At 66.6% G+C, this 24,802-nt stretch carries 19 protein-coding genes and 1 pseudogene; 12 read left to right on the top strand and 8 right to left on the bottom strand.

Annotated features, from left to right (window positions below; translation table 11 throughout):
• Nucleotides 1–47 precede the first annotated feature (47 nt).
• The gene (locus HW274_RS00265) at nucleotides 48–1,094 is read left to right on the top strand and encodes a bile acid:sodium symporter family protein (RefSeq protein WP_075255330.1); all 1,047 of its coding nucleotides are present in this window, start codon (nucleotides 48–50) and stop codon (nucleotides 1,092–1,094) included.
• Nucleotides 1,095–1,267: 173 nt separating this feature from the next.
• On the opposite strand, the gene HW274_RS00260 is transcribed toward HW274_RS00265, so the two are convergent.
• The 4 genes from HW274_RS00260 to nrdH are packed head-to-tail and all read right to left on the bottom strand — an operon-like array spanning nucleotide 1,268 to nucleotide 4,708.
• Complete coding sequence (locus HW274_RS00260) at nucleotides 1,268–1,849, bottom strand: hypothetical protein (RefSeq protein WP_144020858.1); 582 nt, start codon at nucleotides 1,847–1,849, stop codon at nucleotides 1,268–1,270.
• Between the two features lie 44 nt (nucleotides 1,850–1,893).
• The gene (gene nrdE / locus HW274_RS00255) at nucleotides 1,894–4,050 is read right to left on the bottom strand and encodes a class 1b ribonucleoside-diphosphate reductase subunit alpha (RefSeq protein ID WP_075255329.1); all 2,157 of its coding nucleotides are present in this window, start codon (nucleotides 4,048–4,050) and stop codon (nucleotides 1,894–1,896) included.
• The gene (nrdI, locus tag HW274_RS00250; protein ID WP_070512349.1) at nucleotides 4,035–4,445 is read right to left on the bottom strand and encodes a class Ib ribonucleoside-diphosphate reductase assembly flavoprotein NrdI; all 411 of its coding nucleotides are present in this window, start codon (nucleotides 4,443–4,445) and stop codon (nucleotides 4,035–4,037) included. Before nrdI ends, nrdE begins: the two co-directional genes overlap by 16 nt.
• A gap of 17 nt (nucleotides 4,446–4,462) precedes the next feature.
• Nucleotides 4,463–4,708 carry a glutaredoxin-like protein NrdH gene (nrdH, locus tag HW274_RS00245; RefSeq protein WP_003788409.1) on the bottom strand — a complete coding sequence of 82 codons (246 nt, stop codon included), beginning with the start codon at nucleotides 4,706–4,708 and terminating at the stop codon, nucleotides 4,463–4,465.
• Between the two features lie 686 nt (nucleotides 4,709–5,394).
• On the opposite strand from nrdH, the gene HW274_RS00240 reads away from it, so the two are divergent.
• The 6 genes and pseudogenes from HW274_RS00240 (at nucleotide 5,395) to HW274_RS00215 (ending at nucleotide 13,719) form a co-directional block, all read left to right on the top strand.
• Nucleotides 5,395–6,264: a DUF4956 domain-containing protein gene (locus HW274_RS00240; RefSeq protein WP_185988940.1), complete on the top strand. Its 870-nt coding sequence runs from the start codon at nucleotides 5,395–5,397 to the stop codon at nucleotides 6,262–6,264.
• Between the two features lie 197 nt (nucleotides 6,265–6,461).
• Nucleotides 6,462–7,283: a polyphosphate polymerase domain-containing protein gene (locus HW274_RS00235; RefSeq protein WP_075255343.1), complete on the top strand. Its 822-nt coding sequence runs from the start codon at nucleotides 6,462–6,464 to the stop codon at nucleotides 7,281–7,283.
• A gap of 278 nt (nucleotides 7,284–7,561) precedes the next feature.
• A pseudogene (locus HW274_RS00230) lies at nucleotides 7,562–8,368 on the top strand (DUF4956 domain-containing protein); the annotation flags it as partial.
• A 60-nt stretch (nucleotides 8,369–8,428) separates the two neighbouring features.
• Entirely contained in the window at nucleotides 8,429–9,439 is a 1,011-nt protein-coding gene (locus HW274_RS00225; RefSeq protein ID WP_185989530.1) for a polyphosphate polymerase domain-containing protein, read from the top strand.
• Nucleotides 9,440–9,511: 72 nt separating this feature from the next.
• On the top strand, nucleotides 9,512–11,323 hold the full coding sequence (locus HW274_RS00220; protein WP_185988939.1) for a carbohydrate-binding domain-containing protein: 1,812 nt from the start codon (nucleotides 9,512–9,514) through the stop codon (nucleotides 11,321–11,323).
• A 791-nt stretch (nucleotides 11,324–12,114) separates the two neighbouring features.
• Nucleotides 12,115–13,719, top strand: a complete 1,605-nt coding sequence (locus HW274_RS00215; protein ID WP_185988938.1) for a hypothetical protein — start codon at nucleotides 12,115–12,117, stop codon at nucleotides 13,717–13,719.
• 108 nt (nucleotides 13,720–13,827) lie between these two features.
• Here the strand turns inward: HW274_RS00215 and HW274_RS00210 are convergent, their stop codons facing one another.
• The 3 genes from HW274_RS00210 to HW274_RS00200 all read right to left on the bottom strand — a co-directional run bounded on the left by HW274_RS00210 (nucleotide 13,828) and on the right by HW274_RS00200 (nucleotide 18,401).
• A complete protein-coding gene (locus tag HW274_RS00210; RefSeq protein WP_313902162.1) occupies nucleotides 13,828–15,489 on the bottom strand; it encodes an L-serine ammonia-lyase in 1,662 nt (553 codons plus the stop codon).
• A gap of 61 nt (nucleotides 15,490–15,550) precedes the next feature.
• The gene (locus HW274_RS00205) at nucleotides 15,551–17,554 is read right to left on the bottom strand and encodes an alpha-amylase family protein (protein ID WP_075255351.1); all 2,004 of its coding nucleotides are present in this window, start codon (nucleotides 17,552–17,554) and stop codon (nucleotides 15,551–15,553) included.
• A gap of 391 nt (nucleotides 17,555–17,945) precedes the next feature.
• The gene (locus HW274_RS00200; protein ID WP_081376312.1) at nucleotides 17,946–18,401 is read right to left on the bottom strand and encodes a helix-turn-helix domain-containing protein; all 456 of its coding nucleotides are present in this window, start codon (nucleotides 18,399–18,401) and stop codon (nucleotides 17,946–17,948) included.
• Nucleotides 18,402–18,640: 239 nt separating this feature from the next.
• On the opposite strand from HW274_RS00200, the gene HW274_RS00195 reads away from it, so the two are divergent.
• The 5 genes from HW274_RS00195 to HW274_RS00175 all read left to right on the top strand — a co-directional run bounded on the left by HW274_RS00195 (nucleotide 18,641) and on the right by HW274_RS00175 (nucleotide 22,595).
• Nucleotides 18,641–19,252, top strand: a complete 612-nt coding sequence (locus HW274_RS00195) for an NAD(P)-dependent oxidoreductase (protein ID WP_075255352.1) — start codon at nucleotides 18,641–18,643, stop codon at nucleotides 19,250–19,252.
• 97 nt (nucleotides 19,253–19,349) lie between these two features.
• A complete protein-coding gene (locus HW274_RS00190; protein WP_075255353.1) occupies nucleotides 19,350–20,156 on the top strand; it encodes a hydroxymethylpyrimidine/phosphomethylpyrimidine kinase in 807 nt (268 codons plus the stop codon).
• A gap of 314 nt (nucleotides 20,157–20,470) precedes the next feature.
• A complete protein-coding gene (locus HW274_RS00185; RefSeq protein WP_075255354.1) occupies nucleotides 20,471–20,821 on the top strand; it encodes a PadR family transcriptional regulator in 351 nt (116 codons plus the stop codon).
• Complete coding sequence (locus tag HW274_RS00180) at nucleotides 20,818–21,807, top strand: ATP-binding cassette domain-containing protein (RefSeq protein WP_075255355.1); 990 nt, start codon at nucleotides 20,818–20,820, stop codon at nucleotides 21,805–21,807. Before HW274_RS00185 ends, HW274_RS00180 begins: the two co-directional genes overlap by 4 nt.
• Complete coding sequence (locus tag HW274_RS00175) at nucleotides 21,804–22,595, top strand: hypothetical protein (RefSeq protein ID WP_075255356.1); 792 nt, start codon at nucleotides 21,804–21,806, stop codon at nucleotides 22,593–22,595. Before HW274_RS00180 ends, HW274_RS00175 begins: the two co-directional genes overlap by 4 nt.
• On the opposite strand, the gene dnaB is transcribed toward HW274_RS00175, so the two are convergent.
• Nucleotides 22,586–24,010: a replicative DNA helicase gene (gene dnaB / locus HW274_RS00170; protein WP_009406849.1), complete on the bottom strand. Its 1,425-nt coding sequence runs from the start codon at nucleotides 24,008–24,010 to the stop codon at nucleotides 22,586–22,588. The two genes, HW274_RS00175 and dnaB, sit on opposite strands and share 10 nt — an antisense overlap.
• Nucleotides 24,011–24,802 lie beyond the last annotated feature (792 nt).

The raw sequence follows: 24,802 nt of genomic DNA, 5'->3' as shown, positions 1-24,802 counted from the left end.
ACGGCGCGTATCCCCGCTGACGCTCCACCGTTGATCCGAGGCATCCCATGACACCCCCGACAGACATTGACGCAGGCACCGATGCAGCCGCCGAGAAGAGACAGGACCGCAGCGCTCGCATCGCGGTGACGGTCTTCCCACTCATCATGTTCGGCGCCTTCCTCGCCGCCTTCTTCTCGCCCTCCACCTTCGTGCCGTTGGCCGGCTACATGACGCCGTTGCTGGCCGTCACGATGCTGGGAATGGGGATGACCCTGTCCATCCCGGACTTCACGATGATCGCCCGTCACCCAAAGCCGGTCATTCTGGGCGTGCTCAGCCAGTACGCGGTCATGCCGCTGGTGGGCTGGAGCGTGGCGAACCTGCTTCCGCTGTCCCCCGAGCTCAAGGTGGGCATCATTCTCATCGGTTGTGTGCCCGGCGGGACGACGTCGAACGTGGTGAGCTACCTGGCCAAGGGCAACACGGCCCTTTCGGTGTCGATGACCGCCTTCTCCACGATGCTCGCCCCTATCGTCACCCCGTTGCTGACCCTGTGGCTGGCCGGCACCTATATGCGGGTGCCGGCCGGTTCGATGGCGCTGTCGATCGTGCAGATCGTGCTGCTGCCGGTGGGCGCGGGCCTGGCCTGCAACGTCTTCTTCCACCGGCAGGTGGCGCGGATCCAGCCGGCGATGCCGTGGGTCTCGGTCGTGGCGATCGCCGCGGTCGTGGCGGCCGTGGCCTCCAAGAGCCAGCCGCTCATCGCCACCGCGGGGCCGCTCATGTTCGCCGCGATCGCCTTGGAGAATGCGACCGGCTACGCCCTGGGTTACGCCGTGGCGCGGGTCTTCGGCGTCTCGCGGGCCGACCGCCGCACGATCGGTATCGAGGTGGGCCTGCAGAACGCGGGGCTCGGTTCGACGCTCGCCCTGCAGTACCTGAGCGCGGCGGTGGCGGCGCCCTGCGCGGTGGCGACCTTCTGGCACACGATCACCGGTTCCCTGCTGGCCATGTACTGGCGCCTGCGCGGGTTCCCGGCCGGCGAGGATCCGCACGCCACCGTGCGCGAGCTGCGCCGTCGTGCCGAGAAGTCGTCACCTGCAGTCGACTGACAGGGCCACACGGAAGGTCAGGGACGTGTGACTCATGCCGCGATTGCCAGCATTACGGCAATTGCTGGCAATCCCAGCAATGCTGGCGTATAGTGGATGTGCCGCCGCGTTAAGGCGCGGAGTGGAAGTAAGCGCCGGTGCACCCGTGTTGTCATGTGGGCCCGGCGTTCGCGCTACCTACGGGGATCAATCTCCTCCACCCGCACGCGGTCAGCGATCATGCTCCAGTTATCGCCAGCATCTGAGCCAGCCCGATGATCGCCCAGCGCTCCGATCACCTGATCAGGAACCCATAGGCGCTTATCTTCATGACCAAACCTGTGAGTCAAACGAAACCCCGGCGTCAACACCTTATTACGCTGAGCCAAGGAAATCGTCCTCTTGTCCTTTTCATCCTGAGTTCGCTGCCTTCTTTCGAGGACAAGTGAATCCACGCCAAAATCCCCTTCAAGCATCACGCTTAAACAGTGCAACGCCTGCTGCCTAGCACGCTCCTCACCCCTCCCCTCAGGAATGGGGGAAGCGGCAACAACAAGATAGTTCGCACTGTATTCACTGATGGTCTTACAGACTGCCCGCTTCGTACGAGAAGTATGATCTCGCCAGTGCAACTTTCCATCTTGCCGCACATACACAGAGAGCGCATCAGCGAGATCTGATTGATCTTCATCGGCAATATATACGCCTAACAAGTACACCGGAGCAGGAACGCCAGCACGACGAACACTCTCATCCCCGTAGGCGACGCGGCCCACTCAAGATCCTTTCCACTTCCTTAAAGAGGCCCACCAACTCCGGCTCACAGCATGCAGGAGACGCAGCCTTCGACCTCGGTGCCGGTCAGGGCGGCCTGACGCAGGCGGATGTAGTAGAGGGTCTTGATGCCCTTGCGCCAGGCGTAGATCTGGGCGCGGTTGACGTCGCGGGTGGTGGCCGTGTCCGGGAAGAACAGCGTGAGGCTCAGTCCCTGATCCACGTGCTGGGTGGCCACGGCGTAGGTGTCGATGATCTTCTCGGGGCCGATCTCGTAGGCGTCCCGGTAGTACTCGAGGTTGTCATTCGTCATGAAGGGCGCCGGGTAGTAGACGCGGCCGATCTTGCCCTCCTTGCGGATCTCCACCTTGGCCACGATCGGGTGGATCGAGGAGGTGGAGTTGTTGATGTAGGAGATCGAGCCGGTGGGCGGCACGGCCTGCAGGTTGCGGTTGTACAGGCCGCCCTTCTTGATCTTCTCCGCCAACTCGGCCCAGTCCTCACGCGTGGGAACGTGCACACTGGAGGCCGCGAAGATCTCCTTGACGCGCTCGGTGACCGGCACGAAGTCCTGGGTCACGTACTTCTCGAAGAACTCGCCGCTGGCGTAGGCCGAGTCCTCGAAGCCGACGAAGCTCTCCCCGCGCTCCACGGCCATCTCGTTCGACGCCGTCAGGGCGGCGAACAGGACGCTGGCGAAGTAGACGTTGGTGAAGTCCAGACCCTCCTCCGAGCCGTAGTGGATGCGCTCGCGCGCCAGGAATCCGTGGAGGTTCATCTGCCCCAGGCCGATGGCGTGCGACTCGTGGTTGCCTCGGTCGATGGAGGGCACGCTGGGCAGGTGGGTCTGGTCGCTGACGGCGGTCAGGCCACGCACGGCGGTGCGGATCGTGCGAGCGAAGTCCGGGGAGTCCATCGTCTTGGCGATGTTGAGGCTGCCCAGGTTGCAAGAGATGTCCTTGCCCACATGGGCGTAGGTGAGGTCCTCATTGAGCTCGCTGGGCTCGGAGACCTGGAGGATCTCGGAGCACAGGTTGGACATGACGACCTTGCCCTTGATGGGGTTGGCCTTATTAACCGTGTCCTCGAACATGACGTACGGGTAGCCGGACTCGAACTGGATCTCGGCCAGGGTCTGGAAGAAGGTGCGGGCGTTGATCTTCTTCTTCTTGATGCGCCCGTCGTCCACCATCTCGCGGTACTTCTCGGTGACGTTGATGTCCGCGAAGGGCATGCCGTAGACGCGCTCGACGTCGTAGGGGCTGAAGAGGTACATGTCCTCGTTGTTGCGGGCCAGCTCGAAGGTGATGTCCGGGATGACGACGCCCAGCGAGAGGGTCTTGATGCGGATCTTCTCGTCGGCGTTCTCACGCTTGGTGTCCAGGAACCGCATGATGTCGGGGTGGTGGGCGTGCAGGTACACGGCCCCCGCACCCTGGCGGGCCCCGAGCTGGTTGGCGTAGGAGAAGGAGTCCTCCAACAGCTTCATGACGGGGATGACGCCGCTGGACTGGTTCTCGATGCGCTTGATGGGGGCGCCCATCTCCCGCAGGTTGCTCAGCAGGAGGGCCACTCCCCCACCGCGCTTGGACAGCTGGAGGGCGGAGTTGATGCCGCGGGCGATCGACTCCATGTTGTCCTCGATGCGCACGAGGAAGCAGGAGACGGGCTCCCCGCGCTGGGCCTTGCCCTCGTTGAGGAAGGTGGGGGTGGCCGGCTGGAAGCGGCCGGACATCATCTCGTCGACGAGGTCGAGGGCCAGCTGCTCGTCGCCGTCGGCCAGCGTGAGGGCCACCATGGTGACGCGGTCCTCGAAGCGCTCCAGGTAGCGCTTCCCGTCGAAGGTCTTGAGCGTGTAGGACGTGTAGTACTTGAAGGCACCCAGGAAGGTCTCGAAGCGGAACTTGTGGGCGTAGGCGGCCTTGAAGGCGGACTTGACGAACTCCGGGGAGTACTTGTCCAGGATGTGGCCCTCGTAGTAGCCCTCCTCGACCAGGTACTCGAGCTTCTCCTCCAGGTCGTGGAAGAAGACCGTGTTCTGGTTGACGTGCTGGAGGAAGTACTGCCGGGCCGCCTCGTGGTCGGCGTCGAACTGGATCCTGCCGTCCGCGTCGTAGAGGTTCAGCTTCGCGTTGAGCGCGTGGTAGTCCAGCTCCGGGGAGGACACGGTCTCAGAGCCGGTGTCCGTCAGCGTGTCTGCCAAAAGTTTTCCAATCCTTCTTTGACGCGTGCGACGTCCGTGGGGGTGCCGAGCAGCTCGTAGCGGTACAGGAACGGCACCCCCAGCTTGCTGGCGATGATGTCACCCGCCAGGCAGTAGGCCTGGCCGAAGTTGGTGTTGCCCGAGGCGATGACGCCCCGGCACAGGGCCCGGTTGTCCGGGTTGTTGAGGAAGGCGATGACCTGCTTGGGCACCGCTCCCTTGACAGAGCCGCCACCGTAGGTGGGCACGACCAGGACATACTCCTCGTCCACGGTCAGCGGCGGCTCCGTGCGCCTCAGGGGGATGCGCGCCGTCGGGAAGCCGAGCTTGCCCACGAATCGGTGCGTGTTCTCCGAGGTGGAGGAGAAGTAGACCAGCAGAGGCCCGCTACTCACGGCGCGCCCCCGCGGCCTCAGACCGCGACGGACTCGACGGCCAGGGCGAGGGTCTTGATCTTGTCCGGACGGAAGCCGGACCAGTGGTCCTCTCCGGCGACGACGACGGGGGCCTGAGCGTACCCCAGGGACTTGACCTGCTCGAGGGCCTGAGCGTCCAAGGAGATGTCCACCGTCTCGTAGGACAGGCCGGCCTTGTCCATGGCGCGGTAGGTGGCCGTGCACTGGACGCAGTTGGGCTTGCTGTAGATGGTGATCGCCATGTCCGTCTCTTCCTCAGGGTCGAGTGGCGGTGACTGCGGCCCGTCCCCGAACAGGGACTGCGCCGGCGGCACCACACGCTTGTCATTCACGGGAGGCCAGAACGGCCCCGCGGAGCAAGACACTACCCCTTGGGGTGATCCGGGTCCATCACCCCAAGATGCTGTGTCTAACGTGGCCCTGTGCACACCACCCCTCCCCTCTGTGGAAAACCTTCGCCTCACTGTGGACGGCTGGTGGAGACAGTCCGTGGACGCCTCGTTGGAGGCCCTCGAGCCCATCCCCGCAATCCGCACAACGATGGTCCTGCACGGGTACGACATCTATTCGCACCCCTTAACCACAGGCACGGCCGGTCGTCGGCAGCGCTCTACCCCCAGCCCTGGGGATGAAGACGCAGAATTCACCCTCTCAGATGCGTCCCTTCGGCGTGTCGTCACATCCAGCGAACATCCAGCAAGTGACCGGGATTCGACGACATCGAAAGCGACCACCTCGATCGCCACCTCCCGCCACCAGCACACACCAGGCCGGTGATAACCGTGACAACAGGGAAGGTTGCTCCGAGAGTATGCAGCCTCACACCGACCAGGAGGCTCGCATCCTAGCGTGATTTATACAAACCAACCTATCGTTATGTTAACGTAATAATACAGTTCCCAAACCCACCTCCCCAAAGGACATCCTCATGCAGCAGGTGTTGCAAGACCTACCACTGACACTGGCCTACATCGGCGCCGACCTTGCGGCCCTCGCCATCCTGGTCGGAGCCCTTTACATTCCGCGCCATGGGCGCCGAGACCTGGTGGCCGCCTACATCGGCGTCAACGTGGGCGTCCTGGCCGTCACCCTGCTGTTGTCGACGAGCGACAACGTCGGAGCCGGTCTGGGCCTGGGCCTCTTCGGTGTTCTGTCCATCATCCGCCTGCGCTCCTCCTCCCTGGCCCAGGGGGAGGTGGCCTACTTCTTCGCGGCCCTGGCCCTGGGCCTGCTCGGCGGCATCAAGAGCCACCTCATCATCGTCGCCATCCTCATGGCCCTCATCCTCGCCTCGTTGTGGGTGGGGGACCATCCCGCACTCATGCGCCGCAACCGCAACCAGGTCGTCACCCTCGACCGGGCCATCAGCGACGAGAACGAGCTCATCACCGAGCTCGAGGACCTGCTCGGCGCCCATGTGCGCAGCGTCGACCTCAAGAGCCTGGACCTGGTCAACGACACCACCATCGTCGAGGTCCACTACCGACTGCGTCCTCGCTCCCGCGCAGCGAGGCCGACTCAACCACCGGCCGCCCAGCTGCAGCAGGAGGAGACGCAGCAGGGTCCCCACCTGGTCCGGGAGGCCCCGCCTCAGGCCCCCGTTCAGGCCGCCGCTCAGGTTCAGCCCGCCGGCCAGCAGCTCTGGCCCGAGACCCCCGTGGCCGACAGCGCCGCGAGAGCAGCCACTGCCCCACCTCGCTACGACTGGATCACCGGTCACCGCCAGCAACAGGCCCCCACCTCCCAGCAGCACGCTCAGGCGACCCCACCGTCCATGGCCCAGCCCCGCTACAACTGACCGCGCCGGCCCGCCTCACCGGCGGCGCCACCGCATCGGGTCCGCCTCATCGCCTCGAGGACATCGCGCACCCACAGCGTCCACTGCTCCCACCGCACCCGCCACGCAGCCACTGCCGCCGCCCCTCCTCCACCGCTGCCACCCAGCAGCACCGGCTCCCCCACCTCGCGACTCCCGATCCCGGAAAGGACTGCACCGTGCTGAACACCGACGGCATCAACACGATCTCCCTCGCCGAGCTCAACTCCGAGGCGAGTCTCCTGACCCGCATGGACCGCAAGTACCTGGTTCCCCCTGGCGACACCCAGCACGTCATCAGCCACCTCGCCCCGCGAGCGCAAGTCCTCCAGATCGACGGCCTGCGCCACTTCCGTTACGCCTCGACCTACTTCGACACCCCTGGCTTGGACGCCTACTTCCTGGCGGCCCGCAAGCGCCGTCGGCGTTACAAGATCCGCACCCGCACCTACCTGGACTCCGGCCTGTGCTTCCTGGAGGTCAAGACCAACGGGTCGCGCGAGGCCACGGTCAAGGACCGCTTCAAGTACGATCCCGACGACGCCGACCGCATCACACCCGACGGTCGCCTGTTCGTCATCGAGCGCCTCGTGGAGTCCGGCACCTGCTCGTCGGACGAGGCGCGCACGATCGCCGATGCCCTCGTCCCGGTCATGGACTCGACCTACAGCCGCACCACCCTGCACCTGCCCCACGACGAGGCCCGCGCCACCTTCGACACCCAGCTCACCTGGGACCTGTTCGGCCCCGACGGCAGGCGCCTCGAGCAGGGCGTCATGGTGGATCACCTCAACGTCGTCGAGACGAAGAACCCCTCTACGGCCTCCCCCACGGACCGACTCCTGTGGCATCAGGGCCACCGGCCGGCCCGCATCTCGAAGTACGCCACCGGCATGGCGCTGCTGTACGCGAACCTGCCCACCAACCGGTGGAACCGCACCATCAAGCGGGATCTGGGGCGCTACTGGCGTCAGGCCCAGTCGCGCCAGCTCGCGGCCTGAGCAGCGGCCCTCACGCTTCCATCCCACCCCTGACCAGCGCCTCCACAGGTCCCGGGCACCGCCCGCCTGTGGGGGCGCTGTTGGCCGCCTCATACCGCGGCGCGGCAAGTCATGCCTCCCCCATGCCCTGTTCACAGCGCGCTCATGGAATGCGCCCGTTGACTGTTTGTCACCGGACGGAGCCGCACAAGGCCGCGGCGCGCTGAGGGCGCTCCCCTGCTGCCCACCCCGTGGCCAGGCCCCGTCACCGGTCCGATTGACCCGACAGGAGCCTCCCGATGAGCCTGACCACCCTGACCTACATCGCCGCCGACCTGATCGCCCTCGCCGTCCTGGTCGGGGCCCTCTACGCCCCCCGCCACGCGCGCAAGGACCTCATGGCCGCCTATATCGGCGTCAACGTGGGCGTTCTGGCCGTCACCCTGCTGCTGTCGACGGCGAGCGTCGCGGCCGGACTGGGGCTGGGGCTCTTCGGTGTTCTGTCTATCATCCGCCTGCGCTCCACCGAGCTGGCCCAGCACGAGGTGGCCTACTTCTTCGCGGCCCTGGCCCTGGGTCTGCTCGGCGGCATCCAGACCGCGCCGATCGGGATGGTGGCGGCCCTCATGGGCACCGTCGTCGCCGCCCTGTGGATCGGCGACCACCCCGCGCTCATGCGCCGCAACCGTCACCAGGTGATCGTCCTCGACCACGCCATCACCAACGAGACCGCCCTCATCGCGCACCTGGAGCGCACCCTGGGCGGGCAGGTCCGCTCGGTGGAGGTCCAGCGCCTCGACCTGGTCGACGACACCACCACCGTTGACGTCCGCTTCCGGGTGCCGCGTCACACCCCCGCTGAGCTCGAGACGGCCGCGGCCTTCGACGACGTCGCCCCCGCCGCGCAGCCGGCCACCGAGCCGATCGGCGCCGTCGCTAGCGAGGCACAGACCACCCAGCCCTGGAGCGGCACGCGCCTGAACGCCGCGCAGGCCGGCTCCCGCACCGAGCCCGTCGAGGCCCAGCCCCTCACCATGGCGCCCGCCGCACAGTACGTCACTCGCTCCGCCGCGCAGCCGGCGGCCTCGCCCGCGGCCGTGGCCTCGCACCGAGCGCCGCCCCGGACGAAGCCGACACGACAGAACAGGACAGAAGGGACCCCGATGATGACCACGACGACCTCGACGGCGATCTCAACGGCGACCGTGAGCACTTCCCCGGCAGCCTCCTCCGCGGGGCCTCTGGCTCCGACGTCGGACTCCCTGAACGCCGACCACCTGGCTCCGACCAGTCTCGCCGAGCTCAACAGCGCCGCCGGCCTGCTGACCCGGGTGGACCGCAAGTACCTGGTGCCGCTGGAGCGCGCGCAGGAGCTCGTGGGCGGTCTCATCTCCGAGGCCCGGGTCCTGGACATCGACGGGAGGCGCCGCTTCTCCTACGCCTCGACCTACTTCGACACCCCGGGGCTGGAGGCCTTCATGCTCACGGCCCGCAAGCGGCGTCGGCGCTTCAAGGTGCGCACCCGCACCTACCTGGATTCCGGCCTGTGCTTCCTGGAGGTCAAGACCCGCGGCGCGCGCGGCACCACCGTCAAGCGGCGCATGGGCTACCACCCCGACGACGCCTCCCGCCTGACCGGCTCGGGCCGAGCCTTCGTAGCCGGCTGCCTGGCGAGCACGGGGGTCTCCGGTCCGGCTGCGGCCCGGGATGTCGCCGCCGCACTGCGGCCGGTGCTGGCCACCACCTATGAGCGCACCACCTTGCACCTGCCTGAGGCCGAGGCCCGGGCCACCATCGACACGACCCTGACCTGGCGGCGCCTGACACCGGGGGTCCGCACGAGGACCGCCGGAGTCGCCGGGGCCCCGCAGGCCCTGCGCCCGGCCCACCTGACCGCAGCCATCGACGGCGGCGAGCCGGTGGCGGTGGCGGGCCTCGCCGTCGTCGAGACGAAGAACCCAGCCACGCCCTCGCCTGCGGACCGGGCTCTGTGGGACGCCGGGCACCGCCCCGCCCGCATCTCGAAGTACGCCACCGGCATGGCGCTGCTTCACCCCGAGCTGCCCGCCAACCGGTGGTACCGGACCCTGACCCACGAGCTCGCCGACCTGTTCGGCACCGACCGCTCCAACCTGGAGAGCATCGGCGCCACGCGCGCCACCGTGAGCGCCGCCTGAGCGCCGCACCCAGACCACCCACGATCCGACATCGGACCCGAGAAGAACCCGAGAAGAAGAGGCCCAGAAACCATGAAGACCACCAAGACGACGACCAAGCCCCTCAACCGACTCCGCCGCCGCGCGACCGGAGCCGTCGCGTTCCTGGCCGCGATCGCCCTGGCGGCCGGTTGCTCGACCTCCTCGGCCTCCGGCAACGCCAGCGCCTCGAGCTCGAGTGAGTCGGACACGACGTGGACGACGATCTCCTCGTCGGTGGCCACGGCGTCGACCGGCGCGAGCGTCTCCGACATCCTGGGGGCCAACGCCTCAGTGGAGGACGCCTCGAGCTCCGCGGACGACGCCGGGACCCCGGACACGTCGTCGGCCACCACGATCACGCTGTCGGGATCGTCGGCCTCGGCCAGCGGGTCGGCGTCGAGCAACGTGAAGGTCGACGGGGGCACCGTCACCATCAGCGGCGGCGGCACCTACGTCATCAGCGGCGAGCTCAGCAACGGGCGGATCGTCGTCAACGCCCCCAAGGCCGACGTGCGCCTGGTCCTCAGCGGCGCGAGCATCACGAGCTCGGACGGGCCGGCCATCGACATCCAGGACGCCGGCAACGCGATCGTGGTCCTGGCCAAGGACTCCAAGAACACGCTGACCGACGGCGCGAGCTACGCCTCGGGGCAGGAGGCCACCGCGGCCCTGTTCTCCTCCGACACGCTCACTGTCACCGGGACCGGCCAGCTGGACGTGACCGGCTCCTACAAGGACGGCATCTCCTCCAAGAACGGCCTCATCATCACCGGGAACGCCACCATCACGGTCAAGGCCGCCGACGACGGCCTGCGAGGCAAGGACTACCTGGTGGTGGAGTCTGGGACGCTGAGGGTGGAGGCCGGGGGCGATGCCCTGAAGTCCAGTGAGGGCGACGATGAGACGAAGGGCTTCATCTCCCTGGGCAAGGCGAGCATCACGCTGACCTCCACCGACGACGCGATCTCGGCGACCACGGACGTCACCGTCAAGGACACGACCCTGACGATCACGGCCGGCGGCGGCCAGGCGAACGCCACTGTTGAGGAGCAGGCCCCGCCCGGGCAGGAGTCGACGGCGGACTCCTCGACGCCCTCTCCCAAGGGCATCAACGCCGGGGTGAGCTACACGCAGGACTCCGGGAAGGTCACTGTCAATGCGGCCGATGAGGGGCTGCAGGCGCCGTTCATCAACGTGTCCGGTGGGGAGCTGTCCATCGCGGCGGGCGACGACGGCATCAACGCCTCCAATGGCGACCACGTCATCGAGGGGCACGAGAATGCCGACTCCGAGTCCGACGACGGTTCGGTGCTGACGATCAGCGGCGGCGAGGTGGAGGTCTCCTACGCCTCCTCCGACGGTATCGACTCCAATGGCTCGGCCTACGTCAAAGGCGGGATCGTGGTGGTCTCGGGGCAGGCCGGCGCGATGGACGGCTCAGTGGACGCCAACGGCGAGAGTCAGCTCGTGGGGGTGACGGGCTCGCCGTCGGTGAGCGCGGGGGACACGCTGACCGTCACGGATGCTTCCGGCTCGCAGGTGGCCTCGCTCAAGGTGGACTTCACGGCTGAGGCGATCACGGTGCTGGGCCTCACTGAGGGCCAGCAGTACACGGTGGCGACGTCGTCCGGCGGCTCGGCCACGGGGACGGCCTCGGCGCTGTCGGCCGGGACGGGAGGCCCCATGGGTGGTGGTCAGGGAGGCCCGGGAGGCCAGGGCGGTCAGCCCGACAGCGGCCAGGGCCAGCAGCCCGGTGGCGGCCAGGGCCAGCAGCCCGGTGGCGGGCAGCAGTCCAACGGTCAGCAGTCCGGCAACCAAAACAACAAGTCGAACAGCACGTCCAGTACCGCCCAGAGCAGCTGAACCGGGCTGGAGACAATGAATGGGGGCCGCAGCGCAACGCTGCGGCCCCCCACGCTGCTCTAGCAACAGTCGCACCAACCAGTGAAGCAATACGTTCGAGTCATACGCCCACTTTCTCATGGAATGCTCTCTACAATACGAACGTGCTGAAAGATTCATGGACACTCCCACTAGTTTGCGCCACTACATTCCTAGTCATTGGCTGGCTCATAAGACGACTGACAACAAAAATTGCACTCACCATCAGTCCGCATACAAGAAAACTCTTCGAGAAGATCGAAGAGCATTTGCTACACAAAGGATCTATCGAGCAGGCATTCATGCTGTCGGCCACCGGATTGCTAACCATGTGGATCGCCACACATCCAACCTGGACTTTCTGGAACTTTATTACTCAGTCTCCCGAGACACCAAGAAACACAATGTTAGGAGCTACTTCTATAATGGCTCTATTGACCTTTGTCACCGCGAGCATGGCGAGCGCAGCAAAGGAAAGAGTAGATAGCCCCGAGTACCTGGGAATGTCTGTCTCGACTTACATATTCTCTGAGTCCTTGGTGAGTAGATTGCTTTCAACTTCAGAATTCTCTGTGTTCACACTGATTGTATTCATAACCCCATTCACGATCGACTCAATCACTACACATGAAATATGGCATACCGACATAAACCCACATCTATTTATAGCGTCATTGTGGACATCCTGCTTCGCCATTGTTAGCGTCATACTCATATTTACTCTATTAACTCTACTCAGAGCATCTACAAATCGACTTCTTCAACCCTCTTACGTGGAACAAAACATCAGAGAAGCAATACGACGCCAATCTGCTATCGACATTAAAGGGCATTTCTCACCTCTCCTCGGACTCTTTGGAGATACGAGCATTTCTACAGAAGAGTGGGTTCACGATCGCCTCCAGGAAATACAGCACCTACCCGAAACGCAACAGAAAGCCTACATTTACAGCACATTCGATATACTGGTTTTGGGGAGCACCCTCAGAAATCGCATAAAATTAGTTAATCGATTACTTACACTCAAATATGTCTTGCTGCGCAATGACGCATTGTTCGGGAAAACTTCACAGAGAATTATACAATTTTACTGTTCACGTTCATTAAGCATGATAAGCTCAGTGATGCAGTCGCGGAACACCGCGATGATTAGGGTGCTGCGTAATCCAGAGCTCCCGATTTCCCTTCGTTCCCTGATTACTAAGATCTTAATGAACGAGGCGGCTTTACTGTCTAAATCAATATCAAGCATTAAGATAGATACGCATCGTCAACTAATCGAATCAAGGTTGCTTTCGACTGAAAATAAGCTTCCTGACCCCGTTTCAATTAGTCGCCTAGAGTTTACCGCTTCGCACCTCGCTGGAAAATACACGGAAAGCGGTACTGAGATCTTCGAAGCGCTAACCGCCATCACATTCAGAGATCTCGCATACCTGATTCAGAACCGAGTCGGCTTGACCGACAGCAGTTCATCGACAGAGTATGTTCGGGCAGTCATTGATGGCGCAAACACAATCTCACATTCTACAACAAGAATACATTCTCTCAACAAGGTACTAAAAGCGACGATATACGCCTCCGTTTCCAATTTCAGCCAAGGGCCCAGATTACCTATACATATTCTTAAGAAAATTTGCGAAGGATTCGAGGAATGCGCATCACAATTCACTGATAACTTTGTTAAAAATGGCCAAATCGAGGAGTTGCGGCCAAGCCTCGAACAATCAGCCCTCGATCACGTGCGCAGCACATTCGCTTCGTATCCATATATGCGCGCAGAAGTGTATAGCGAAGTATTAGGGATGATTCCCGCCAGCGACGTACGTCCAACTTTTCTACATTATCTAACATTCAATACCTACCAGGGTTTTAGCCTAGATCTGGATATCTTGTCATCTTTCGATGCTCGTTTAATTTCTCCATTTTATCGCTCGCTCTCTGAAAGAATTCCAGCAGATCACTATCCCCAGCACTTTAAGCGCTACCTTTACTCCGGCATGACAGGATTAAACCTGGAAGGCATTGACTGGCTATTCGGCATTCTGGAGGCGGAAGTTGATTGCCATTTTTATTCCAGGTACTTAAAACTGCGTCACGACAATGGACTGCACGCAGGATTCGACACAGTTTTACTGTGGAGAATCATGGCGGGCGAAGATTTCAACCTTGTCCCACGGGTACATATACGGGACGCCAGCCTAGACATCGAAGACTACCAACTGACACGTCTAAGCGACGAAGTTGAACGAGCCGCAGGAGTCCTCGATAGCCTCGGAAAAAATAGAGAAGCGGACAGGTTGCGGTATTCTTTTGACGTCCCTATCCCGAAGGATATCGGAAGCCGCGACGTCCAGGGAGCCGAGGACGCACCTTGACTCCCGACGACGCACCTTGTGGCTACCTCGTGCGGCCCAGCGTTTTCGGCAAATCCGGAGCTCACCACTGTCCCTGTGGATGCTTCTCTTTTCTACAGAGCGACCTCTTCAGCACTCCACGACGTTAACGGCCAGGCCGCCGCGGGAGGTCTCCTTGTACTTGGCGAGCATGTCCTCGCCGGTCTGGCGCATCGTCTCGATGACGGTGTCGAGGCTGACGGCGTGCCGGCCCTCGCCCCACAGTGCCATGCGGGCGGCGTTGATGGCCTTAACCGCGGCCACCGCGTTGCGCTCGATGCAGGGGATCTGGACGAGCCCACCCACCGGGTCGCAGGTGAGCCCCAGGTTGTGCTCCATGGCGATCTCGGCGGCGTTCTCCACCTGGGCGGGCGTCCCGCCCAAGGCCTCAGCCAGGCCGGCGGCCGCCATCGAGGAAGCCGATCCGACCTCTCCCTGGCAGCCCACCTCTGCCCCTGCGATCGAGGCGTTGGTCTTGATGAGCCCGCCCACGGCGGTGGCGGCCAGCAGGAAGCGGCGGGCGCCGTCGTCGTCGGCCCCGGGGATGAAGCGCTCGTAGTAGGCCAGGACCGCCGGGACGATGCCGGCCGCACCGTTGGTGGGGGCGGTGACGACGCGGCGCCCGGCGGCGTTCTCCTCGTTGACCGCGAGCGCGAACAGGTCCACCCAGTCCATGCCGCGCAGGGGGTCGGCCATGGTGAAGGCGGCGGCCGGGCCGGTCGACTGGGCGCACAGCCGCTCGTGGAGGGCCTTGGCGCGTCGGCGCACGCCGAGTCCGCCGGGCAGGATGCCCTCGGCGTTCATGCCGGCCTCGATGCAGGCGCGCATCGTGGCGCGCAGCCGGTCCAGGTAGGCGATGACCTCCTCGCGACTGCGGGCGGAGAGCTCGTTGGCCAGGACGACGTCGGAGACGCTCAGGCCCTCGCGCTCGCAGATCTCCAGCATCGCGGCCGAGGTGGTGAAGGGGAAGGGTGCGGGGGTGGCGTGAGCCTGAGAGGCGGAGGCGGTCGCCAGGGCCTGGATAGACGGCGCCCCGGGCACACCGACGTCCTCCATGACGAAGCCGCCGCCCACGGAGTAGTAGGTGCGGCGCAGGATCTCGGCGCCGCTGGCGCAGTAGGCGGTCAGGGTCATGCCGTTGACGTGGTAGGGCAGGATCCGCCCGGGCAGGAAGTGGATGTCGGCACTCGGGCTGAAGGGGATGGGGCCGACGCCGTCGACCACCAGCTCTCCGGCGGCCTCGACCTCCTCCATGAGGGACTCGCACACGACGGCGGGGACCGTCTCGGGCTCGTAGCCGGCCAGGCCCATGACGGCGGCACGGTCGGTGGCGTGCCCGCGGCCGGTGGCGCCGAGCGAGCCGTAGAGCTCGACGGTGACGCGGGTGGGCTGCGGCAGGCCGGCGCCGGGGGCCGGTGAGGCGCACTCGCCGTCGGATGCCCCCGCGCCGCCCGGGCGGACCGCCTCGGCCAGCTCCCGGCTGAAGGCGCGGCCGGCCCGCATGGGGCCCACGGTGTGGGAGGAGGAGGGGCCGATGCCGATGCGCATGAGGTCGAAGACGCTCAGCGGGCGGGGCGCCTGCTCGACGTCGATGGCCCCGGCCAGGAGGGCCGCAGGCGTGGCCGAGTCCAGTGCCGCGGACACGAGCACGGTCTCCCGGGCGACGTCGGATGGCTCAGTGACCGCCGTAGCCGCAGAAGCGGCTGCGGAATCGGGGGCGTCTGACGAGGTGGAGAGGCTACGGCGGGTCACGCCCTTAATGATGCACGCCCGCCGCCCGGGGCCCAACTCCGTGCCGGGACCTTGGTCCGTCTCAGTCCGTGGGGCGCACCAGCCACCAGGCGGCGTAGGGCGGTACGGGCACGCGTCCGTCCCCCGCCCCGTCCAGCCTGGTGGAGCCGAAGGGGACCGTGTCGGTCAGGACGTCGGTGGCCCCCATGACCCCGAGCCGGGCGAGCTGGTCGGCGGCCACCGAGCGCCACTGCGGCGTCACGTTGTACACGCCCACGAAGCTGCCGCGAGGGTGGTCGCGGTAAGTCACCAGCACCCCGGGGTCGTCGACGTCCTGGACCTGGGTGCGTACGGCGGCGTCGAGCTGGGGCAGGCCGGCGCGCACCTGCGCCATGTGCGCCAGGTCGGTGAAGACGCGCCCCTCGACGGTGGAGCGGTCGCGGCGGTTGGCCAGCCGGCCCTCGTCGAGGCGGGGGCGACCGGCCCAGCGCGAGTCGGCCTCGTGGCCGGGCTCGGTGTCCCAGTTGGGGTCGTTGGGCTGGGCGAGCTCGTCCCCGCTCCACAGGACGGGGATGCCGCCCCAGCCGTAGACGATGGCGTGGGCCATGCGCAGGGAGTGAATCCGCTCCTCGCGCCAGGTCCACAGCGCCTCGGCCTCATGCTCGGGGGTCTCGTCGGTGACACCCTCCCAGGCCTGGGCAGCGGCCTCGATCCCGATGAGCGAGGCGGCCGTCCCGGCGATGCGCCGGTCCCCGGTAGCCGGGTTGTGCTGGAAGACCAGGCCCGCGGCGTCGGAGGTGGGGTACTCGCCGCTGTACCAGTCGGACAGGAAGGACCGGTGGTCGTAGCCGCCCAGGCCCACGGCGGCCGCGTCGTCATCGTCGATGGCCCAGCCGATGTCGTCGTGGCAGCGCAGGTAGGTGATCCAGGTGGCGGTGGACGGCTCGACCGGCAGGTTCTGGAGGGCCTCAACGGCCAGCGTCGTGTCGCGCGCGGCGAGCATGGACCAGATCTGGACCATGAGGGAGTTGTGGTAGGCCAGGTCGGAGACCTTGCCGGTGTACTTGCCCTGGCCCAGGTACTGGAGGAGCTCGGTGGGGGCCACGATCGCCTCGGCCTTAAGGTCGACGGCGGGGCAGGCAATGCGGGTCAGGGCGCGCAGGACCTCGGTGATGGCGTGGACCTCGGGCTGGCCCTGGCAGTCGGTGCCCTTGCGCTTGATGGTGAAGGCGATGGCGTCCAGGCGCAGCACCTCGACGCCGCGGTTGGCCAGGTTCAGGACGATGCCGGCGAACTCGGCCATGACGTGGGGGTTGCGCCAGTTGAGGTCCCACTGGAAGGAGTTGAAGGTGGTCCACACCCAGCCGCCCACGCCGTCGTCCCAGGTGAAGTTGCCGGGGGCGAAGTCCGGGAAGACCTCCGGCAGGGTGCGCTCGTAGGCGTCGGGCTCGGTGCGGTCGGGGAAGATGAGGAAGTAGTCGCGGTAGCGCTGCTCGCCGGCGCGGGCCCGCTCCGCCCACTCGTGCTCGGCGGCCACGTGGTTGAGGACGAGGTCCACCACCAGGGAGATGCCCTCGGCGCGCAGCTCGCCGGCCAGGTGCTCGAGGTCCTCCATGGTGCCCAGGTCCGGGCGTACGGTGCGGTAGTCGGCGACCGCGTAGCCGCCGTCGGAGTCGCCGGGGCGCGGGGTAAGCAGCGGCATGAGGTGGAGGTAGGTGACACCCAGCTCGCGCAGGTAGTCGATGCGGTCCTCCACGCCGCGCAGGGTGCCGGCGAAGCGCTCGGTGTAGGCGGCGTATCCGACGCGGCCCGGGTGCTGGGCCCAGGCGGGGTCGAGGGTGCGGGCCAGGTCCAGGCGGCGCAGCTCGTAGTCGCGCTCCGCATAGGCCCGGGCGGCCAGGGCGAGCAGGTTGAGGGCCTCCTCCTCAGCGGCGTCGCCGTAGAGGGTGGTGAGCCCGTCGAGAAGGTCGGGGTACCAGGCCTCGGCGCGCGTGAGAAAGATGTCCCGCTCGACCGCCTCAAGCGGGTCCAGGACGTGGAAGACGATGTCGTTAAGGGATGGCGGGAGGGAAGTGGCGGCGCTCATAGATCTATGGTCCCCGATTCGACGTCGCCGTGGTACTGATTTCCTCATCGTCCCGTCAGCCGGGGCGACCATCGGCGAGGCTGCGGCGCGGTCGGTCACGCAGTCGGCCCCCGACGGGCACCAGCAGGCGCCGCCGGGCGCGGCCCCATCTCCTGAGCCCACGGCGCCGGCCGCCTGAGCCCACGGTCCTACCACCGACGGGGACATCGCACGCGGCCGGGGGCGTGTCATTCCGGGCGGGAGCATTCGACGCCGTCGGGGACCGGAATCCTGTCCCCGGACGCGCGACACGTCCCCGGCTGACCGGGAAGGCCCCGACCGCGCAGAATGTCCCCGGCCGCAGAAACAGCCGCAGGGACGATCGCGTTCACGTCCCGAGCGCGCCGGAGTGTCAGGATTCGACGGCGTCGTAGGACTCGCGGTGGGCCAGGATCTGGGCGGAGTGGGTGTGGATCCAGGTGCGCAGCGCGTCGATGGGGGCCTGGAGGCTGCGGCCCAGGTCGGTCAGCTCGTAGTCGACCCGTGGCGGCACGCCCGGCAGCTGAGTGCGCGTCACCAGGCCGTCGCGCTCCATGGATCGCAGCGTCTGGGTGAGGACCTTGGGCGTCACCCCGCCGACCCGAGCGCGCAGCTCGCCGAAGCGGCTCGGCCCGTCGGCCAGGACCGTCACCACCAGCGGGGTCCAGCGATCGACGACGTGGCGCAGCACCGTGCGCGACGGGCAGGCGGGCGAGAGGATGTCAAAGTCGAAGACCGGAGCCTGAGCTCCCTCAGCGGAGGGAGCCGCACAGCATGAAGCACTCTCCCGAGGAACAGCGTCTCCTGACTCGCCCGGGGATGGTTCGATCGCGCTTTCCACACCCGCAGTGTCGATGCCGCGAGCGGCGACGACACTCCTCGGACTGCTGACGCCACCTCGTGCGGCCTCCCGCCGATCAGCCATCAACCCCTCAGTTCGTGACACAACACACTCCCTTAGTTACTTTGAGGTACTTAGTACCTAAATCATATCATCGAGTCATCGCGAGGTCGCCGGCACCCGGCGCACTCACCTCGGACCAGCACCCCACCTACCTGGAGGAAGTCATGAAGATCGCCGTCATCGGAGGAACCGGCATGGTCGGCTCGGCCACCGTCACCGAGGCCGCCAGCCGCGGCCACGAGGTCGTCTCCGCCTCGCGCTCGGGCCGTCACGCCGAGGGCGCCGCGCAGGACGTCACCCTCACCCTGGCCGACACGCAGGCCGTCGTCGACCTCATCAACGGCTCCGACGCCACCGTCATCACCGTCTCCGCCGGCCGCGGAGAGTCCGCCCAGCCCGTCATCGACGCCCACCGCGCCCTCATCGCGGCCGCCCCCAGCGGCCGGCTCATCGTCGTCGGCGGCGCCGGCTCCCTGCTCACGCCCGACGGCACCCGCCTGGTGGACACCCCCGGGTTCCCCGAGGAGTACAAGCCCGAGGCCCTGGCCTTCACCGAGGTCCTCGACCTCTATCGCGAGGCCGGCAGCGCCCTGACCTGGACCTTCCTCTCCCCCGCCCCGGAGTTCACTGACAAGCCGCGCACCGGCACCTACACCGAGGGTGGCGACCAGCCCGCGGGCAGTGAGATCTCCGTGGCCGACTTCGCCGTCGCCCTGGTGGATGAGGCCGAGAAGGACGCGCACCGCGGCCACCGCTGGACCATCGCCAACGCCTGAGCCCACGGCCGCTGACGAACCGGCCCGCCGAGCCGGGCCGGTTCGATGCGACCGGCCCGGCTTGGCTCGTGCGCCCCGACCGGTGCAGGCTAGAGACATGACTGCCATCGCCCTGACCATCGCCGGCTCCGAGGCCTCGGGCGGCGCCGGCGCCCAGACCGACCTCAAGACCTTCCACACCCTCGGCGTCTACGGTTGCACCGCCCTGACCTGCATCGTGTCCATGGACCCCAAGGACGGGTGGAACCACCGCTTCGTCCCGGTGGACCCCGGTGTCATCGCCGACCAGATCGAGACCTGCGCCGCCGTCCACTCGCGCATCGACGCCGTCAAGATCGGCATGCTGGGGACGGCGCCCACCATCGATGTCGTTGAGCAGGCCCTGAAGGCCTACGACTTCCCCGCCGTAGTGCTCGACCCGGTCCTCATCTGTAAGGGCCAGGAGTTCGAGGGCGCCCTCGAGGTGGACAACGCCCTGCGCACCAAGATCCTGCCACGCGCCACGATGACCACCCCGAACCTCTTCGAGTCCGCCACGCTGGCGGGCATGGAGGAGATCACCACCGTCGAGCAGCTCAAGGACGCCGCCAAGCGCATCCACGACCAGGGCGTCCCCAATGTCCTGGCCAAGGCCGGCCCGTCGCTGGGCACCGGTACCGCGCTGGACGTCTTCTACGACGGCACCACCCTGGAGGTCCTCGAGGTTGAGGCCGTGGGCACCGAGCGCGTCCACGGCGCCGGCTGCACTCTGGCCGCCGCGGTGACTGCCGAGCTCGCCAAGGGCGCCTCCCCGCTTGAGGCCGCCGTCACCGCCAAGGAGGTCGTCTCCTCCTCCATCCGGCACGGCCTGCGCGGCAACATGCCCTTCCTCTACGTCTACCAGGGCGAGTACCAACAGGCCTGAGCAGCGACGCTGAGCCGCACCTCAGTTCCTCACCGATCTTCTCGCTCCACCATCCGCCGCCGACGGTTTTCAGCCCGTCGGCGGCGGACGTGCGTCATCCACGCCCACTTCTGTCACTCCTGGCGACTTTTCAGGCGGACGGCTGCGGCCGCCACCCCATCCACACCGACCTGACCTGCATAGACACCCCAGGCCCGCCGGCGCGACGCAACACCGACGCACCTAAAAGTCGCCATCCGTGACACATCGACCCCTGAGAATCGGCACGCCGACCCAGTAGATAGATAACCTAGTAACTAGGTAGTCTATAAACCATGGACTCATCAGCAGCTCGCCTCCTGCGCGGATTCCTGGAACCCTGTCTGCTCTCACTGCTGGCCGAGCATTCCGACTACGGGCTGTCCCTGGCGCAGCGGCTCGCCGCGGCCGGCCTGGATGAGGTACCCGGCGGCACGCTCTACCCGGCTCTTATGCGCCTGGAGAAGCGCGGCCTTGTCGCGGTCTCCTGGCGCCCCTCCACCTCCGGGCCCGCCCGCAAGTACTACGAGCTGACGGACGCCGGACACACCGAGCTCGCCGCACGACGGGCCGAGTGGCGAACCTTCTCGACAGCGGTCGGTGCTCTCATCGAGGGCCGCAGGGTACGCACGGAGGCCCCCTCATGAGCCGGCCCGAGGAGGCCGGGGACCCGGCACAGGACACAACGACCGACTGGTACCGAAGCTTCGAGGTAGAGCTCGCCTCCCACGGTCTGCCGTCCTCCGAGGTCGAGCGCACGGCTGCCTCGACCCGGGCGGAGGCCGAGGCGGCCGGGGTGCCACCCGGCAACCTGTACGGTCCGGCAGTCCTCTACGCTCGCGAGGTCGCTTCCGCACTGCGGGACTACCAGACGGCAACGCCTGTCCCAGCCCCGCACAGCGCGTCACCCCACGCCACTGCCAGCCTCGGCACCACCGGCCCCACCACCGCATCTGCCAAGACTTCGCCCGCATCCCCCGTGGTCCTGCGCCTGAGGGACGTCTCCGCGCACCGCGGCAGGCGCACGGTCCTGTCCAACATCAACCTCACCATCCACCGGGGCGAGGTCGTCGCCGTCGTCGGGGCCAACGGCGCCGGCAAGTCGACCCTGCTTCAGCTCTGCGCGGGCCTGCTGCGCGCAACCGGCGGGAGCATCGAGCGGACGCCGAACTTCGGCTACGCGCCTCAGCTCGACTCCTTGTCGCCTCTGCTGACGGTGGACGAGCACCTCCGGCTCTTCGGGGCGGCCCGCGGGATCCGGCAAGGCCGCTCCGTCTCGACCGGCCACCGCCTCCTCACCCGCCTGGGCTGGACCGCTCGCGGAGACCAGACCGCCGGGACCCTCTCGGGTGGGACCCAGCAGAAGCTCAACGTCGCTCTCGCCCAGCTCGACGCGCCCGATCTACTCCTGCTGGATGAGCCCTACCAGGGCCTGGACGCCCTGGCCTACGAGGATCTGTGGGCTCTCATCTCGGCCTGGCGCACCTCGGGCGCGGGCGTCCTGCTGGTCACCCACCTGCTGCGCGATGTCGACCTGGTCGACCGCGTCATCGAGCTCCCGGCCCCGCAGGAGGACGCAAGCCGGGCTGTCCTCCGAATGCCCCGGCGGGTACAGCGAAAGGAGTCCGCATGAGCACCTTGCCTGACCAGTCCACGCCGGAGACCAAGTGGGGCCGCTCCGAGGGCGCTCGGTTCCGGGCGAAGGCCGCAACCACGGGCCTGGTCGCACTCGTCACCCTGCGGGAGCTCGCCCGACGGCGCGGCGCACTCGCACTGGCGACCCTCCTGCCCCTGACCTTTTACCTGGTGCGCCTGGAGACGCACTGGACCGCCATTCGGCTCCTGTCGATCGGCCTGGGCTGGGCGACGGCGACGCTGGCGCTGTTCACGCAGGTCTCGTCCCGCTCAGTGGACCGCCGCCTCGCCGTGAGCGGGGCTCGGCCCGCAAGCCTGCTGCTGGGCCGCTACCTCGCGGTGCTCGGACTCGGGTGGATCCTCGGCCTCCTCTACAGCGGCCTCGTCCTGGCCACGATCGGTGACGAGCTCACCCACCCCGGCGCAGTGCCGGTCATGCTGCTGCTGACCGCCACCGTGGCCACTCCCCTGGGCTCCCTGGCCGCCGCCCTGGTTCCACGGGACCTCGAGGGGGCTCTTCTGCTGCTGTCAGTCATGGCGGTGCAAGTGCTGGTGGATCCTTCCGAGGGCTGGACCCGAGTGCTGCCGCTGTGGTCGACCCGGGAGCTCGCGAGCGTCGTCGTGGAGAATCTGGGGTCCGAGACCGCCGACTACTTACGCCGGGGCCTAGAGCATGGCGCCGCCATGGCCGTCCTGCTGACAGCGGCGAGCTGGGCCGTGGGCGTCCTGCGGCTGCGCACGGTCCGCCTCCCGGCCCCGTCCCCTGCCGGGCCGGCCTATTCGTAGGCGGGCTCGGGGGTGACGTCGCGCGCCATGTTGGCGAAGCGCGAGACGTGCCCCTGGAAGGCCACGGGGATGGTGCGGGTCTGGCCGTTGCGGTGCTTGGCCACGATGATGTCGGCCTCGCCGGGGCGCTCCTCGTTGTTGTAGTACTCCGGGCGGTGCAGCAGCACGATGATGTCCGCGTCCTGCTCCAGCGACCCGGACTCGCGCAGGTCGCTCATCTGGGGCTTGTTGCCGGTGCGCTGCTCAGGACCGCGGTTGAGCTGGGCGACGGCGATCACCGGGATCTCCAGCTCCTTGGCCAGCAGCTTGAGGGAGCGGGAGAACTCGGAGACCTCCTGCTGGCGCGACTCGACGCGCTTGCCCGAACTCATGAGCTGGAGGTAGTCGATGACCATGAGCCCCAGGTTGTGCTGCTGCTTCATGCGCAGCGCCTTGGAGCGGATCTCCGGCATCGTGAGGTTGGGTGAGTCATCGATGAACAGCGGCGCGTTGGAGACGGGGTTGTAGGCCACGGCGACGTCGGTCCAGTCGCGGTCCTCCATCTGGCGCGAGCCGCGCAGCTTGTTCATGTCCACGCTGGACTCGGCGGCCAGGATGCGCATCATGAGCTCCATGCGCCCCATCTCCAGGGAGAAGTAGCAGCTGGTGATCCCGTGGTGGATCGACGCCGAGCGGCAGAAGTCGACGGCGAGCGTGGACTTCCCCATGGCGGGTCGCGCAGCCACGATAATCATCTGGCCGGGGTGGAGCCCGCCGGTGAGCTCATCGAGCTCGATGAAGCCGGTCGGGACCCCGGTCAGCGCCCCGTTGTCGCGGTTCTGGGCGGCTTCGATCTCCAGGTTGGCCTCGCCCAGGAGCTCGGAGACGGCGACGTAGTCCTCTTTCTCCCCTTCGTGGTGGGCCACCGAGTAGACCTCGGCCTCGGCGAGCGTGACGAGCTCGGCGATGTCGCCGGCGTCGGTGGAGTACCCCAGCTGGGTGATGCGGGTACCGGCCTGGACCAGGCCACGCATGAGCGCCTTGTCCTTGACGATGCGGGCGTAGTAGCCGGCGTTGGCAGCGGTGGGGACGGTGGCCATGAGGGTGGCCAGGTAGGGGGCGCCGCCGATCCGTTCGAGCTCGCCTCGCTTGGAGAGCTCGTCGGCGACGATGAGCGGGTCGGCGGGCTCGGAGCGGTTGTAGACCTCGACGATCGCGTCGAAGATCGACTCGTGGGCGGAGCGGTAGAACTCCGGGCCGCGCAGGACGTCGATGACGTCGGTGATGGCCTCCTTGCTCAGGAGCATGCCGCCGAGCGTGGCCATCTCGGCCTCGAGGTCCTGGGGTGGGAGGCGGTCGAAGGCGGAGCTGTCGGTGCGGACGCTTCCGCCGTCGGCGCCGCCCGATCCGGCCTGAGCGCCCATGCCGTTGTCCATCCGGCCACCTCCCGCACTGTCACGCCGGTTGGTCCCGGCTCGTCCTACTGCTCCCGACGACGGCCCGCCGCGTCAGGAAGACGCTCGCCCGCGTGGAGCGCGCGCGTGACCATAACGCCATCGGGCAGGCCCCGCAAACTCTCAAGTTCACCCGGCTTGGGGATATCCGCACCCCCGCTGTGGGAAGACCCCCAGAGCCTGGGGACAGAGGTGGGCAGGCTGTGGACACGGATGTGCGCACTGGAAGCGACTCCCCCACAGCAAGGCGACTTTTCCTTGGGATACCAGGAATCTGAGAGTTCAGGCTTCCTATAGGTTCTTCCCACGACATCACAATGTGATCTGTGGACAAGTGGGTAAACCTGTGGACAAACATCATCTTCGACTTGAGGTCCGCACCGTTTGTGACTCCTCTACAGGGTGGTCCGCTCCAGTTATCCCCAGACCCCGCCATCTCGGCCGAACATCGGCTTCATCAGGCATATCCTCAGCAAGTATTCAGCCTTCTAGTACTTTCCTGGGGCTCGAATAGTTGTGCGATCCCCCAGGACAATACCGGCGATCCGTAGCCTCGATCACGCCCAGGCTCCAGCGCAGCGACCTCACCTCAACCTCATCCTCAACCTGGCCGTGAGGACCTCCCCGGGCAGTCTCCCTCCGTGCTCTAAGCCGGCACCCGGCTCCCACCCTCGAGCGCTCCGCGGTGGCGGCCACGCGCTCCTCCCCGCGCGGTACCGCCCGGGGACCGCCGGGGGACCGCCGGGGCGCTGATGCTCCGGCCCGGACCCCTGG

This window comes from Actinomyces sp. oral taxon 169 (genome assembly GCF_013394715.1).
Lineage (GTDB): Bacteria > Actinomycetota > Actinomycetes > Actinomycetales > Actinomycetaceae > Actinomyces.
This window is presented reverse-complemented; position numbering and strand designations above follow the sequence as displayed.

Coding starts and splice junctions, on each gene's coding strand:
- HW274_RS00225 (WP_185989530.1), top strand. CDS start 8,429: ATGACCACGACGACCTCGACGGCGATCTCAACGGCGACCGTGAGCACT.
- HW274_RS00220 (WP_185988939.1), top strand. CDS start 9,512: ATGAAGACCACCAAGACGACGACCAAGCCCCTCAACCGACTCCGCCGC.
- HW274_RS00240 (WP_185988940.1), top strand. CDS start 5,395: ATGCAGCAGGTGTTGCAAGACCTACCACTGACACTGGCCTACATCGGC.
- nrdH (WP_003788409.1), bottom strand. CDS start 4,708: ATGGCGATCACCATCTACAGCAAGCCCAACTGCGTCCAGTGCACGGCC.
- HW274_RS00180 (WP_075255355.1), top strand. CDS start 20,818: ATGAGCCGGCCCGAGGAGGCCGGGGACCCGGCACAGGACACAACGACC.
- HW274_RS00265 (WP_075255330.1), top strand. CDS start 48: ATGACACCCCCGACAGACATTGACGCAGGCACCGATGCAGCCGCCGAG.
- dnaB (WP_009406849.1), bottom strand. CDS start 24,010: ATGGACAACGGCATGGGCGCTCAGGCCGGATCGGGCGGCGCCGACGGC.
- HW274_RS00185 (WP_075255354.1), top strand. CDS start 20,471: ATGGACTCATCAGCAGCTCGCCTCCTGCGCGGATTCCTGGAACCCTGT.
- HW274_RS00190 (WP_075255353.1), top strand. CDS start 19,350: ATGACTGCCATCGCCCTGACCATCGCCGGCTCCGAGGCCTCGGGCGGC.
- HW274_RS00195 (WP_075255352.1), top strand. CDS start 18,641: ATGAAGATCGCCGTCATCGGAGGAACCGGCATGGTCGGCTCGGCCACC.
- HW274_RS00175 (WP_075255356.1), top strand. CDS start 21,804: ATGAGCACCTTGCCTGACCAGTCCACGCCGGAGACCAAGTGGGGCCGC.
- HW274_RS00205 (WP_075255351.1), bottom strand. CDS start 17,554: ATGAGCGCCGCCACTTCCCTCCCGCCATCCCTTAACGACATCGTCTTC.